This is a genomic window from Alicyclobacillus dauci, assembly GCF_026651605.1.
In the GTDB taxonomy this organism is placed as follows: domain Bacteria; phylum Bacillota; class Bacilli; order Alicyclobacillales; family Alicyclobacillaceae; genus Alicyclobacillus; species Alicyclobacillus dauci.
In genome coordinates this window covers 573,980-587,535 of the sequence record NZ_CP104064.1, presented here as the reverse complement: position 1 = coordinate 587,535, position 13,556 = coordinate 573,980, and the positions used below count along the sequence as shown (strand labels likewise).

The window sequence follows — 13,556 nt, the reverse complement described above, 5'->3', positions numbered from 1 at the left end:
TAGGAGGACTGTCCTTTCCTTATACCACACCATTTCAAGGTTCGAGGAATTCGGGTTCCGCAGGGGGTACAGTCTCAGAATCTGCGCCGTTTACTTTTCGATCCGCAACTTGAAGTCCCTTAGTCCATCCCCGAATTGACAATCGATAATAACTTCCAATTAGACAAGGGAATGCGCTGGATAACCGAGCTATCACGCTTAACCTCTTCGGGATGACAAGTTCTTTCCTTCGCTTCATTATGGTCTTAAAGACGCCTTTGGCTACGGTTTCCGGATTAATGACAGGGATTCCGGGGGGAACACGGTACATAGCCTGGTGAATATGTTCTTCGATCAACGGGGTATACACCGGACCTGGATACACCTCTGCCACATGAATTCCATCGGGAGCGAGCTCTTGTCGAAGCGCTAGTGTAAATCCATGAAGTGCGTGTTTCGGCGCTGCGTACGCGGTAAAAAACGCTGGAGTACACGGTACGGACAGAGATGAAATAAAGACCAGCGATTTTTGACTTCCCGTCCGAAGTAAAGGCAAAAATACCTGGGTGACATGAAGGGCACTCCAGTAATTTACGTCCATAACCTTCCTAGCAATTTGTATATCCAGCGTTTCAGCAGGAGACAAATGAAAAGCCCCTGCACTGTATATCAAGACATCCAATTTCCCATACTTATCCTTAATTGCGCCTGCAACGTTATGGAGTACGTCAGGGTTTGTTACGTCAGCTATAAACGCCTCTGCCTTACCGTTTTGGTGCCGAATTTCGTTCACAACTTCCTCTAATTCTGCTTGTCGTCGAGCGATTAGTATTATCTGTCCTCCGTGTTTAGCAAACAACAGGGCACATTCTTTTCCAATGCCACTTGAGCCTCCAAAAATAACGACAACACTGGTATCCAAGTAACCCATCGAGCGATGCACCTTTCAGATTTTTCTCATTGTAACCGAATGATAAGAAACTATGCGGCGGGAGATACTTATTTTTAAGCAGCAAACAAAATGAAGGGGTAACTTGCTGAAATGAAGAGATTCACATACTTGGTTCAAATGCTCGTTCAAGCTTTTTACAAATTTTTTTATAGGGTAAAGGTTTGTGGTCTCGACCGCTTGCCCAAGACAGGTCCATACATAATTGCCGCGAATCATCTTTCTATTCATGATCCAATTCTGCTTAGTGCATTTGTAAATCCGCACATTAGATTTATGGCAAAGGAAGAGTTGTTTCGCATTCCGATTATTCGTTACTTGATTTGTCGGCTTGGTGCATTCCCAGTATCACGAACCGGGTCATGTATCTCGGCAATTCGCCACTCAATTCATCTTCTAGAAAACGGTAAAACAGTCGGCATTTTTCCCGAGGGAACACGGAATCGGTTGGATACCAGACTATCGGCGAAGCCGGGCGTGGGTTTTATCGCTGCTAGAAGCCATGCTGATGTAAAAATTATTCCGATCGCGATTTCTTTACGTCCACGCCAGTGGTTTAAGCACCACTACATTATCATTGGGGAACCAATCCACGTGATCAATCCGGATGATTATAGAAGCTTGGCACAGTATGTGCTGCAAACCATTTATGCATTGAAAAAGGATGGTTACAGAGAGAATAGGGTTCGCTTAAAGCGGGGCTTCACCCCAGAATAGTTAACCTCTAAGTTGTTAGAAAACGTAGTCGATATTCGCTTACATTTATGCGAAGTGCGGATGTTATCATCAACTCACCATCGGCATGAGCGACCATGGATTCTGAGGTCTTAATTTCAATGCTCTTACCTCTCATCATTGTAATGTATTGCTGTAGTTCTACATGCCTTCCTGAATATACCGTCGGAAACACTTGTAGAAATTTCAGCTTTTCCAAGTTAGATACCACACAAATGTCGAGTAGATCATCATTACATTGGGCTGTAGGAAATAACCTCATGCCTCCTCCGTAATAGGGGCAATTCCCAGTCGCTAGCATCCATGTATTGAATATTTGTAAGGGGTACCCATCAACTGAAACCTGAACTTCAAACGGTTTGAAAGTAGCGAGGATTTTTAAAGCACTGCAAAAATAACCAAACGCCCCTAATTTCTTTATGTTAAAATGGCTGTTGATGTAGTTGGCAACCAACCCGTCAAACCCCAATCCTGCCGCCATCACAAAGTACCGTTCATTAATATGAGCTACGTTCAGATCCAATTCTTTCGGTTTGCACAATAAATTTAGAAGCTGGTCATCAGATTTCGGAATTCCTAAAGAACGAGCCAAATCATTCCCAGTTCCGAACGGCAGAATGCCGATCGAAACATCGCTACCAATTACTCCGTTCACTACCTCATTAACTGTCCCATCCCCTCCAACTACAATAATTTGCTTACACCCAGATAAAACCGCCAAATTGGAAAATTTCTTAGCTTCTCCCGGTCTAGATGTACAATGGACTTCGTACGAATCTGAACCCAACGAGTTTTTCAGATTTCTTTCAAAAGCTTCCCATCTTCGCCCGCATTTACCGTTTCCAGCTGAGGGATTTAGAATGTAAGTCATCTTCATATCTTGGATTCGTCCTCCATGGTCGTTTGTGATTTCGTTATTCAAACTGAACCAAGATCCGATGTCGAGAATGGAAAGGCCCTGGTAATGCTAATATTCTCGTGTTGGACCATACTGGTTTAATTGCCATGTCGTTTTGTGCCAATTTAGAATTCTTACTTGGTTTGCTCGTTGAACAGCACGTGTCTGGCGGTCTTAAAATTAGGATGGGACTTCCATGTGTTAGATATTCACCCGATTGATGGTTAAGGAGCACGTTGAAACACAGCAAGAGAAAACGTCTCAAACCAAACGGTGGTGATAAATGCATAAGTCGAAAGCTCGGATAACAGGGTGCAATTAGATGTAACGAGCACGAGCCGCCGAACATGTTAACGACGAGCTAAAATTGATCCAGATAATCATGACAAACACCGGCAGCTTACGCAGACGCCCATTGTCATCTTTGTACTTACAGATTCCCCAATCCACTTGAGCTTGTTCCCCTGGAGGTGTCTCATAACGAACTGTCGCCTTCTGACGTTTGGGTGGCCGAAAGCTTTGTACATAATCCTTAATCGTGGTCATCCCGCCGGTGTACCCGAGTTCCTAGGCGAGGTAACATAACACTGCAGTTAAAAAAACCAGACTTCATCCATTCGTCAATTGTCGGCTTAAATGATCCAGTTTCGAACCACGCTTTGACCGAGTCTACTGCCCATGAGGCTGCTCATCTCGCAGATACTTACGGACTGTGTTACGAGAGAACCCAGTCTCCCTAGCAATTTCTCTCAGACTCTTTCCTTCAAGCGCAAACTCTTGTAACTTCAACAGTGACTCACCCTTTAGCATTGAGATTTCTCCCTTCGAAACCTGGCGAGGTTTGAAGAGAGATATTCAACTGAGGGTGGGTCAAAACATTTCGGCGCTTGGCCACTCAAGAGCTAACTACATTGAGTTCACCCGTCGTTGCGACATCCACAGTTTTCTACGCTGCTTCACGCATGAGCTTGAACATTTCGATGGTGTACCCAAAGTGGCTTTAACAGACCGAATGAAAACCGTGGTGCTTGGCAGGAACGATGACCGCAGCCCGGTTTGGCACCCCGCTTTTCAGGATTTTGCGCTTTCAGTGGGACTCACCCCAAAGCTCTGTCGAGTCCGTCGTCCCCAGACCAAAGGCAAAGTAGAGAGAGCAGTTCGCTTTGTGAAGGAAAACTTCTGGGTGGCGCCTCAGTTCACCAATCTTGCTGATCTCAATCGCCAGGCATTAGCTTGGTGTCAGATTCCACCTCGCGGTGGACACCCTTGCTCTTGGCTAACGGTAGGCATGTCGCCAACCCCCGTTTGGGACTTTCACCCTAAAGATTCCGCCCATGCTGGGCGTACCAATAAAAGGGAACGCATGATAATGAGTTCCCTTTTAATTGAAGGAAGCATTCGAAAACTCATCCCGATTCAACTTGTTTTTAGTTATAAATGCCGTTTCATATTTGCCTTTTGTCCCATATGCTACCTTAACCGACAAACGTAGGGGGTGAAGGCTATGGACGGATGCTTTGGCGGCTATACTCGTTGGGCAGTCGTGTTTCTAATCATCTTCGTATTGTTCATTCTGCTTATTCCTTATAGCGGAGGAGCATATTGAAGTCCGTAATAATTTTGTTAGGGGGTTCATCAATGAGTTGCCCTCCGATTGTGTGCTCACCTCATTATCGTGTGAGGAATTGTTATATTCCACGTGTGGTTCCATACGTTCATCCAATAGTCACGGTTAACAGGCACGTCATTGTAAATATACCGCGACACTACTACGTACCAATGACACGAAATGTGGTTGTTGATCCCGGATGTCCAGGGTGTGGAGGCAGGTCGTATTAAACGGAGTAATCAAAGTCTGTGGGGATGAAGACCATCCGACTCACAGACTTTGATATTGATTCTGAAGTGTATTCAGTGCAAGCACCCGTATCTTAGTGAATTACTGCTTCCTTAAATATGCTATTTGTTACGTTCAGTTCATCAATTGCATAAACGAATGTTTTTGGAACTGTTATTGATGAAATTGCGGGCGGGAATGTGCAACGGGTCAAGCGATCCAACACCGCCGATACTACGCGGTAGGGGTCGTCCCGTACACGTTATGGATTCAGCCTCATGGATGACCGGAATGCCCGGTAATTATCCTACATCCCCAGCATACTGCTATCATCCCAGCCGGAACTAGGCAAGTTGCTAGGTACATACCCGACCAGTTGCCGATGTGCCCAGGGGGAAGCACCTCTATAAGGGGTATGAACGGGTGATACCAAACTTCCATTAATCCGCTGGGCCATTCACCAAATTCTCCAGATGCTACAGACCAAACGCTGATAAGTATGAGTACGATACCAGGAAGTTGACTTACACAGACGACCTACGAGGGTTAAAAGTCTCACATACCGTGCATCATCACAGATTTGTTGCCATATGGACCATCCATCCGAGAACGAGAAGGCGCTGTATCCACGGGTGACCGAAGCAGATAAACAAAATGAGGCACAGTAATACATAGCTTTTAAGGAACGCTTGTGTATGAACCACATGGTTTCAGCCCCCTTCGTGGTGCTCCCCAGTGAGCGATGCAAACCACTTGTGGACTGGCCGCAATGTGGTCCGGCAGGACCCAACCGCGCGCAGTACACAGTTGAACCCCAACCTTCGCGTACGCCTGCCAAACTAACTTACTGCAATAGGCCGAATGTATATCCCATAAGGAACTCAGAGGGTCATATGGCATTCCAACTTCGTAAAAAGCAACTTGCGCCACTGCTTGCCGTAACTTCACTGGAACTTTTGGTCTAAGAAGCATATCCTAATCGTAGTCCCGGTAATTATTCGCACTCCGTAGGAGTGTGCCGCGGGCGAAGTCGTTCGCGTCCACGACTTGGTCATATCCGATATACAACACAGCATGTATCCAACATCCATATGTGCCATGAGGATCGTGGCATAGGATGATGTCTCCCGGTTCGGCAATGTGAAAATCCACGGGTGCCTGCGGGCCGCTATGTCGCCCATTAAGGTTCCCTTGAATCAATTGCCCGCTAACCCGAGTGGGCAAGCAGTAGCGTAGGCGAACGGCAGAACCAGCCGTTAGGAGCCACGATAAACCCAACATAAAGGCAGAGAATGATCACGTAGATAAACCATCTTTGCCGGTGTATTGCGATTCACCCTTTCGTTACATGCCGTGACGAATAGACAGGCAACATCCGTCCGAAATAGCGTTCCAATCACTCAATTACAATTTCCTAATCCATCGAATTTAATCACCAGTGGGTTCTATGAAAGAATCGAAAGATAAAAGATCGACGAAGGGACTTTCGAGGTCTAGGGGCACATCTATTGTGATGTAGCTTATGGATAGGAAGACAAATCACAGCCGTTATTGCACATATGGTGGCATTAGTTCAATAATAACAAGTTTTAAAAACAGAATTCCCATTCAATATTATGCATATTTGTACAAAGTACATCTTGAGGCATTGATTGAAAATCTATAAACATTCGTTTTGTGATTTAACAACTGTCGATGATGATTCGGAGAGCTAAATGGGGATGTGTCTGTAACATGGATTTTCCATTAAAAGAGAATAAAGCTACGTGATCGAAATCAAAGACGAAAGCGGCTTGGCACCAGCTTCCGCCTTGCATACTGTTCGACGATTACGATTGTTTATACTGTGGTTCTTCCTGCTCTAACTGTTGAACACGTTGTGCCAACGTACTAACAATGGTGTTTGTTTGATTTGCAGCATCTGTATACACTTGTTTTGCCTGCTGGTTTTGGGTTTGCAGAGCAAATTGTTCAAAGCTCGCTTGTGCACTTTTTAAGCCTGCTAACGTCTGTTTCACTTGGCTATATACCGTCATAACGTCAATCCCCTTCTAAATAGTATAGGCGGTAATAAGTAGTTCACTCGCCATACATTAGAGTCTCCAGTTCGGCAGTGAATTAAATATCCATAATGTTTCCATATGAGACGCACATTTACGCTTGCTCGTAGTAGTGGAATACAATATTGGTCGATCATGCGAAGTGTGACATACGAGTATCGGGGCAGGCTATGTACGGAGGTGTTTCTGCATGGGCATTGTTCGGCTTGTAATTGTTATCTCCCATGAATTGTCTCGCCGCAACCTTCGGTCCGCATTGCAACAATCCCCTCTAAACAACGGGCTCACCGACCATTCGCAAAGATAGTGTCAGTATCCAGGTCCGGTGAACGAATTGAACAACAGTCATCCATGTTCGCCTATCACAAGGTATTTCGGAATCGTTTTAATGCCGAATGTTCTGGTGGGGGTGGCATGGGTGTAAAGCATTCATTCTTAGTTGATCCGCTTTATAAGTTTATCGTCCAAACATGTTTCTTGCTCCTATACTACAGAGATTTAATTCTATTTTACTTTAAAACTCCGAATCCCTTATCAAATAGGATGGTTGAGAAGGCTTACAAGCGGGTAATCAATCGTCTGGATAAACTGCAAAATGCCCAATCCTGTTAGATATGGACGTTTGTGAAACAATTTCTCTACCCACTGACCTTTCAAAACAAACCAATGAAGATCTCAAGATGATCCTTCTCATGTATATTGTTCCATGTCTATAGTATTTTGGATTCTCCCATGTCCCCGCATATTCGGAATAAAATAGGACCACTTTTGCATCCTAGTCTGAGTTAATTGAATTGAAATAAGGGATGGTGCAAAAGATGCCAGTTTGGCGACGAGTTGTGGCCGTATCTATCGTGATGGCTTTGGGGACAACCGGTTGCTCTCCGCAACAGCAACAGCAGAAGCCACAGGGTGGAGCGGAGGTCGGTAACCAGGTCCGGGGGATGATTCAAAAAATGGCTCTGGATGCTGAGATTCAGCGGGCTTTTCTGGACGGAAGGAAAAAAACGGTTCAATCGGATCCGTCGGTTCAGGCAGAGGCATACCAGCAAAATTTACGGGAGCAGAAGGGTATGGCGGAGAAGCCCCAGATTGCCCGGCAAATGGCTGGGGTAAACATGGCCGTGTCGGAAAAAGCATTGGCTGACCCACAAGTGAAAGACCGGTATATGGACCTAAACCTATCCGGTTTACGTAGCATCACTCAAGATCCTGTCAAACGGAATGAGTTGATGGCGATCCTCCTCCAAGCCAGGGAAGCTACACTAAAAGATGGAAAAATGCGGGATCGCATGTTGAAAGACGGGATCAACGAATCGTACGCCGCTTTGGCCAGTTTGAATACACGTCCGAGCGTACTGGATTACCAGATGGACGTCGCAGAGCAAGCATCGATCGACCCAACGCAAAAAAAACGCATGATGCAAAATCAGATGAAAGTCATGAAAGCGATCGCACAAGACCCCGACCTGCGCCCGCAATTGGTAGGCCTGATGGTCCAGTTAATGAACGATCCCGCTATGAAAGCAGAAATGCAGAAAATGATGATGCCGATGATGCAAAAAATGAAACAAATGCAGATGCAACTCCAAGAAATGCAGCAACAATCGATGATGCAGAAGCAGCAGCAAACGACCGGATCTACTCGGGAAAGCTCCAGTCAGTCCCACCCGAAGACTGGCTCCTCTGGTTCACATGGATCTAAAGCCGGGCAGAACACCCGTCCAGAGGCGGCCCAAGGGGCAAAGTTCGGATAAAAAGGACAGGATGGTAGGCTGACGTAACATAAGAGCCCTAGCGGTCTGCGGATAATTTTTAGGTACAGTGAGTCCTATTAACTTTCCACAGGACAATCTATCTGAACATAAAGCTAAACCATACTGATCACTGAAGAAGTCGTGTATTAAATAATTGGATATGCATTCACCTAACGTAGTTTTGATCACCTTTGTCCTTACCGTATTGGTCGCGGCCATGGAATAAATCCATGGCCCCTCCAGACGAGAGGTAAAAATTGCAAAAAGATAGCCACAGGTGCAATTTTTTCGCCCCAGATCAAAAGTCATCGTACAGTTCGACGTGACGTTTCCACGCACCGAAAACATTCAACCTTAAAATGGCTCTTATCCTTCAACTTGTTATACAACTTTGCCATAAAATATACTCACTCCCCCTCACCGTGGACTACCACCTATGCGTTTCTTTTCTTCTCACCTGTTTACTTTGTAAAGGCCATCAAAAAATTTGTAACGGCAGTTGTACTTGGGCACTCGCCCATTTCCAATCTTCAGTTCCGTTCATACGATACAGAGCATTTGAGTTTAAAGACAAAAGAGGAGTGAATCGATGGATAAGAGGAAGAATGCCGGACTCGATTTAGGAAGTCGTATTTCTACAGATTTGTTCGGTGGCTGTACAATATTGAAGATACCTCAATATGAAGGGTATCCCTACAATCGTTATAAACCGAAAACAATAATACCTTGCACGTTTAAACAAGGCAAGTTGTATAAGTTGTGATCATTCAATCCGTTCTAGCCATTTTTGGGTGGGTCGGCATTGTGTTTGTTCGTTGGGAATTACGGAATAGGCGATAGAGGTATGTTTAAGAATGTCCAATTACCAGAGCGTACAAACCATCATATTGTAAGGGGAGAGGAGTGTCATACTCTTAGGGGCTTACCCTCCATTGCTAAGATTTGGTCAATAACCGCATATTGTAGATAGAACAATACGGATGCTGACTAAATGTTTTAAATTACACTCCCGGGGAAGGGATCGCATGAAAAAATGCGATCCCTCTTTTTGTTGTCACTATCTTTGTGCAGTACTATCCCTTGAAAAAGACACCCTGAGGGGTGTTGCACCCCTCATGAATGTTCTTCCCCCTTCCCCACGTACTTAATTTTGGAAGATTGTCCTTCCTAACGGCAAATGACACCGTAAATTCGCCTACGGGAGAATTATTTGGTTTGAGTATTTCAAGTAATGTCTGTGCTTGAGTACAAGTAGGGAAATAGAAATTTATACGGGTGGTCCGAGAGATCGAGGCCATCAGACAGCGCTTGATCATAATGCACAAATATGCATTTATATGCAATTCTTCTCGAGAGTGCTCCTTCTTGTAGATTCGCCCCCTATGTGCAAAAACACCCCACTTGTTTACTTACTAGCGCCTTGTTTAAAATGCGTAACACACGTTAAGAAGCTATCTCATCAGAAGCCTCCACTTACTTATAGGTTAAAAGGAAGGGTTACTTGTCCAAACACATCTCGTCTCATTGTCATATCATGAGTCATCACAACCAGAAGGGAGGTAAGAGACTAATGGCTGCTCCGTTACCACCATCAACCCTGATTAACCGCACCGTGTATTTCAAATTGACATCTGGTGTTACAGTCACCGGTCGGTTATGTGCGATTCATCCAACACTAGGAACGATAACTGTTAGAACCTTAACGGGTAAAAAATCGTACGCATTATCCAAGATTGTTGGCACAGTAAAGATGTTCCCTGCTTGTTAAGAACGAACTATCTTCAGGGTAAAGTTTCAAGATGAAGACTTTTTAAGCCACGACCCTGCACAACTGTTTAAGATGGGGTAGGGTCGCCAAATTTGATTAATGTGACAAGAAGCTGACCTGTTATTAAATTACGATCAGGAATCTCCAGTAGACGAAGAGTGGATGAGTGACCTTTCAGGCTTGGTTAAGCATCGTAGAACTTAGATGAGCGTTTTGCAGATTTCTAAGCCCTTGCAGGGCAAGGGATAACAGAGCACAAAAAAGGACTTCACCCCAATTTCGAGAAGATTTCAAGTGCCCAAACAAAAAATCTCCGAGGAGGGAAGTCCACTTGTATCTTCTCCAAAAGTCTCTGTTTTCCTTTGAACAATGGCTAGAAATCGAGCCCAGTGAGCGATTGGAATTGTTCTTTTGCGCACTGAATCTCCAACCGTATGTTGCGAAGTTGAGAAATTGGTCACCCCAAGGGGGCTTATGCAAAGCTTTGCATAAGCCCCCCTGCGGACACCCGCTGAGGGTAGTGTTATATTTCCAATCTTCCAAATACCCACTTTTCAGAAACTGTTCCATCAGCCTCAAGAACCGATTGTCTTTCACTTTTTCTGCAAGGAGCCCGAGTAGAACGCTGTGATCGATACTACCGAAACAGTCTCGAATATCGCCTTCAACAAACCATCTCACACTTTTCCAACCGTCCCTAGCTCGAATGGAGTCAAGTGCAGTATGGCAGCCCCGGTTGGAGCGAAAACCATGCGAGGTGTCGCTGAATTGCGGGTCGAAGTAGGCATTCAAAATCAACCGAATGACTTCTTGAAGTAACTTGTCCGACCATGTTGGTAATCCGAGAGGACGCTGTTTCTTACTGCCTTTCTTCTTGATGTATTCGCGTCTGACAGGTCTAAATCGATAGGCTTCCCTTTTCAATTGATCGATGATTCGATCAATCTTGGCGATAGACATGCCGTCGACTGTTTCGTTTGTCACACCCTTTGTCATCGCGCCGTTGTTGCTGTAAATATTTTTGTAGGCGATAAGAAACAGTTCCTTGTTGTAGAGCAAACGGTAGATGCGATACAACGGTAATTTTCGCTTGCCTCTGTCGCTGATGATATCCAACACTTTTTCGGCTCTCTGCATTCCGCATACCTCCAAGCGATGGATATCGTAACCACCTGTCTTCCTTCTCCTGATCTCCCGCATACTTGGTTACCCTTTCGGCGGTACAACTGATCCAGCGGCACATATTAGAGTCCGCCTGTGCAACCGTCATTACAACAGTCACTTTGGATACTATGAAGACTCCGTTACCGTAGGGGTCTCCCCCTGTAGGCAATCCCATGTTTTGCGCAGGAAGAACGTAATAGCTCGACTTAGGTTCCCACTCATGACCTTGCTTGAACTCACTGTTCAATGGCTTATCACCTTGGATTTCCTCGGACGAAAATAGATTCCGAATATGCGATAAGTAGGGAGTATTTAGACGGTGTATCCCCAGATGTGCGGTTCCATCCCTGGTCATTCAGGTTCAGGCAGTGTAGCTTTTAACCATATCGAACAGAACTTGCGCAGCCTGCTTCTACACCATCTTCAAGGCATCCACGCTTTACAACCATGCTCTTGTCCCCTCTTCCTTTCGGATTCAGGTTAGGCGTTGTTCTTAACGCATTTCCAAGGACGTTAGTCCGGTGACCGGACAATTCTTTCTGCGCACGACATGGCGCACACTTTCACCGCATCCGGCTCTCCATTCAAGGCATTTCACACAGATGTCTCCGTGCGCCATACGCGCCATGTTTCGGATCTCAAGTCAAACTTGAGCGATGGAAGGAAAAGCGCAATCTACTCCCCAAGAGGAGTCCTACTTTACTTGCGCTCACCTACTTCAAACTGGAACCCTTCGCCATGTAATGGTCATTACCCATCGCGAACTACTACGGTTCCTCCGCCCCGACGCATCCACATCAACGTAGCTGTCCATCCCGGTTGGGACGAATGAATCGGTTCCCATGTTCACTATGTACTGTCTCACTGCCTTAGGTCGCCACTATACGCGGGGAAGATTCAGGGCGTTAAACCTCTGTACGTCCCTGACCACCCGCAAGCCGGGTCATGATGCCAAACTGAAGGGCACCATGCTCGTTCCATCCACCCGCATCATCCAACGCTTTCGGGTGTTGCAGTTGACCACGCTTCTGACATGGCTTCGCTTTCGCTGACAATAGCAGTTCTTCGAGGCTAGCCCCGCATCTCGTGAGGTTTGTTCCCCCTCACGGGTACATTGTTGGATGGGCTTCAAACCCTGGGTCTGCTCAGACCCAACGCATGCCATCCTAGCCTTGGCGAGATGAGGTACTCGGCAACCACCAGAGTCGGTGGCTTCAACACATAGCGCCTCATGGCGCACTCAGCATTTCTGCCCGTTGATCCAGTAGCGGTCAAGCGGCAGTGATGTATATTCATGCACGTCTGACGGTGCCCGGTTTATTGGTTTTCGCTCCCAATAGCGCAATAAGGAAGCCAACTTTCTGTGTTACATAAGCCCCTGAACAACAACACAGTAAATACAATGTGCACGACAGGAAAGGTATCAAAATTGCTGTTTGTTTAACATCATTGTGTAAGCTACTCAAAACGGTGCTTGGAATTGTACTGATGTAAGGTCAAATAGACGCCTACTAACACAACAATTCCACCAATCAACTGTTTAAGTTCTAGGCTCTCATGTAGAATTAAAACAGAAAACATCACGCCGAACACAGGTACAAGATTCATCATGGTTACTACCGTACTGGAGGATAGCTTTCTTAAACCGTAGTTGTAGAGTAGAAACGCTACAACGGAACAGCATATTCCTAAATACAACAATGCCAAGAATGATTCCATATTAGGTTGTGTCCACTGGTGCAGTTCAGTTCCTGCTAATGGAATAAATGCGGTGGTGCCAATGACAGTTTGATATAACGATACAGTAGTAGCTGGATATGAATTTACAACTGTACTTGTGACAAAGTTATAAAATGTCCACGCTACACCAGCGATGACTAATAATATGTTGCCGAGCACCTGTGTAGTATCTAAGCTCATGTGCGCTGAAAAAGATAATTCACATACCCCGCCAACGGCTAATACAATTCCCACAGTTTTGACAAAGGTTGTTTTCACTTTAAAAACTAACAGTTCTAAAATAGCTGTGATCGCGGGATAAGAAGATACGATCATCGCGGCATCAGAAGCCGATGTCAGTTTGACGCCTGTGTTCTCCAATGCGAAATAAAACGTGATTCCAAGAATCCCACTCACAGATAATAGGCCAAAGTCCCTTAAAGACGATACCTTTCTAAATTCCCTTCGAATAAACACCACAATGACCAAAACCACAGTTGCGATAAAAAAGCGGAGAAATCCTACCGTAAATGGTGGAAACGAAACGTAGGATATCTTTGTTGCGACAAACGATGTACTCCAGATCAAGATTGCACTTACCGTGGACACTAAATTGTTGCCATATCTGGTACCTGAAGACACCACGGACTCTTCACTCATGAAACCAGCCCCTTGACAGTAGTGGCTACG

Annotated in this window: 11 protein-coding genes and 2 pseudogenes; 3 read left to right on the top strand and 10 right to left on the bottom strand. The window is 45.4% G+C overall.

Annotated features, from left to right (window positions below; all coding sequences use genetic code 11):
- Positions 1-34 precede the first annotated feature (34 nt).
- Positions 35-910, bottom strand: coding sequence for an SDR family NAD(P)-dependent oxidoreductase (locus NZD86_RS02930; protein ID WP_268044999.1), 876 nt, complete (start codon positions 908-910; stop codon positions 35-37).
- A 138-nt stretch (positions 911-1,048) separates the two neighbouring features.
- Between NZD86_RS02930 and NZD86_RS02925 the strand changes: the two genes are divergently transcribed.
- Positions 1,049-1,645 carry a lysophospholipid acyltransferase family protein gene (locus tag NZD86_RS02925; RefSeq protein WP_268044998.1) on the top strand — a complete coding sequence of 199 codons (597 nt, stop codon included), beginning with the start codon at positions 1,049-1,051 and terminating at the stop codon, positions 1,643-1,645.
- Between the two features lie 7 nt (positions 1,646-1,652).
- Here the strand turns inward: NZD86_RS02925 and NZD86_RS02920 are convergent, their stop codons facing one another.
- The 3 genes and pseudogenes from NZD86_RS02920 to NZD86_RS02910 all read right to left on the bottom strand — a co-directional run.
- Entirely contained in the window at positions 1,653-2,540 is an 888-nt protein-coding gene (locus NZD86_RS02920; RefSeq protein ID WP_268044997.1) for a diacylglycerol/lipid kinase family protein, read from the bottom strand.
- 339 nt (positions 2,541-2,879) lie between these two features.
- A complete protein-coding gene (locus tag NZD86_RS02915) occupies positions 2,880-3,107 on the bottom strand; it encodes a hypothetical protein (protein WP_268044996.1) in 228 nt (75 codons plus the stop codon).
- Between the two features lie 144 nt (positions 3,108-3,251).
- Positions 3,252-3,371: pseudogene (locus NZD86_RS02910) on the bottom strand (sigma factor-like helix-turn-helix DNA-binding protein); the annotation flags it as partial.
- Positions 3,372-3,402: 31 nt separating this feature from the next.
- Between NZD86_RS02910 and NZD86_RS02905 the strand changes: the two are divergent.
- Entirely contained in the window at positions 3,403-4,053 is a 651-nt protein-coding gene (locus tag NZD86_RS02905; RefSeq protein WP_268044994.1) for a hypothetical protein, read from the top strand.
- 1,023 nt (positions 4,054-5,076) lie between these two features.
- Here the strand turns inward: NZD86_RS02905 and NZD86_RS24660 are convergent.
- The 3 genes from NZD86_RS24660 to NZD86_RS02895 all read right to left on the bottom strand — a co-directional run bounded on the left by NZD86_RS24660 (position 5,077) and on the right by NZD86_RS02895 (position 6,434).
- On the bottom strand, positions 5,077-5,370 hold the full coding sequence (locus NZD86_RS24660) for a YiiX/YebB-like N1pC/P60 family cysteine hydrolase (RefSeq protein WP_407655206.1): 294 nt from the start codon (positions 5,368-5,370) through the stop codon (positions 5,077-5,079).
- A gap of 3 nt (positions 5,371-5,373) precedes the next feature.
- Positions 5,374-5,679 carry a hypothetical protein gene (locus NZD86_RS02900; protein WP_268044993.1) on the bottom strand — a complete coding sequence of 102 codons (306 nt, stop codon included), beginning with the start codon at positions 5,677-5,679 and terminating at the stop codon, positions 5,374-5,376.
- A 548-nt stretch (positions 5,680-6,227) separates the two neighbouring features.
- Positions 6,228-6,434: a DUF1657 domain-containing protein gene (locus tag NZD86_RS02895; protein ID WP_268044992.1), complete on the bottom strand. Its 207-nt coding sequence runs from the start codon at positions 6,432-6,434 to the stop codon at positions 6,228-6,230.
- An 842-nt stretch (positions 6,435-7,276) separates the two neighbouring features.
- Here NZD86_RS02895 and NZD86_RS02890 point away from each other — a divergent pair.
- Positions 7,277-8,215 carry a hypothetical protein gene (locus tag NZD86_RS02890; RefSeq protein WP_268044991.1) on the top strand — a complete coding sequence of 313 codons (939 nt, stop codon included), beginning with the start codon at positions 7,277-7,279 and terminating at the stop codon, positions 8,213-8,215.
- Positions 8,216-10,460: 2,245 nt separating this feature from the next.
- On the opposite strand, the pseudogene NZD86_RS02885 reads toward NZD86_RS02890, so the two are convergent.
- The 3 genes and pseudogenes from NZD86_RS02885 to NZD86_RS02875 form a co-directional block, all read right to left on the bottom strand.
- A pseudogene (locus tag NZD86_RS02885) lies at positions 10,461-11,120 on the bottom strand (reverse transcriptase domain-containing protein); the annotation flags it as partial.
- 932 nt (positions 11,121-12,052) lie between these two features.
- Positions 12,053-12,202: a hypothetical protein gene (locus NZD86_RS02880; protein ID WP_268044989.1), complete on the bottom strand. Its 150-nt coding sequence runs from the start codon at positions 12,200-12,202 to the stop codon at positions 12,053-12,055.
- A gap of 403 nt (positions 12,203-12,605) precedes the next feature.
- Complete coding sequence (locus NZD86_RS02875) at positions 12,606-13,526, bottom strand: DMT family transporter (RefSeq protein ID WP_268044988.1); 921 nt, start codon at positions 13,524-13,526, stop codon at positions 12,606-12,608.
- Positions 13,527-13,556: the final 30 nt, after the last annotated feature.

What these genes read in the sequence shown, in the direction of transcription:
- NZD86_RS02895 (WP_268044992.1), bottom strand. Translation starts at nt 6,434, where the DNA reads ATGACGGTATATAGCCAAGTGAAACAGACGTTAGCAGGCTTAAAAAGT.
- NZD86_RS02925 (WP_268044998.1), top strand. Translation starts at nt 1,049, where the DNA reads ATGCTCGTTCAAGCTTTTTACAAATTTTTTTATAGGGTAAAGGTTTGT.
- NZD86_RS02900 (WP_268044993.1), bottom strand. Translation starts at nt 5,679, where the DNA reads ATGTTGGGTTTATCGTGGCTCCTAACGGCTGGTTCTGCCGTTCGCCTA.
- NZD86_RS02875 (WP_268044988.1), bottom strand. Translation starts at nt 13,526, where the DNA reads ATGAGTGAAGAGTCCGTGGTGTCTTCAGGTACCAGATATGGCAACAAT.
- NZD86_RS02915 (WP_268044996.1), bottom strand. Translation starts at nt 3,107, where the DNA reads ATGACCACGATTAAGGATTATGTACAAAGCTTTCGGCCACCCAAACGT.
- NZD86_RS02890 (WP_268044991.1), top strand. Translation starts at nt 7,277, where the DNA reads ATGCCAGTTTGGCGACGAGTTGTGGCCGTATCTATCGTGATGGCTTTG.
- NZD86_RS02920 (WP_268044997.1), bottom strand. Translation starts at nt 2,540, where the DNA reads ATGAAGATGACTTACATTCTAAATCCCTCAGCTGGAAACGGTAAATGC.
- NZD86_RS02930 (WP_268044999.1), bottom strand. Translation starts at nt 910, where the DNA reads ATGGGTTACTTGGATACCAGTGTTGTCGTTATTTTTGGAGGCTCAAGT.
- NZD86_RS24660 (WP_407655206.1), bottom strand. Translation starts at nt 5,370, where the DNA reads ATGCTTCTTAGACCAAAAGTTCCAGTGAAGTTACGGCAAGCAGTGGCG.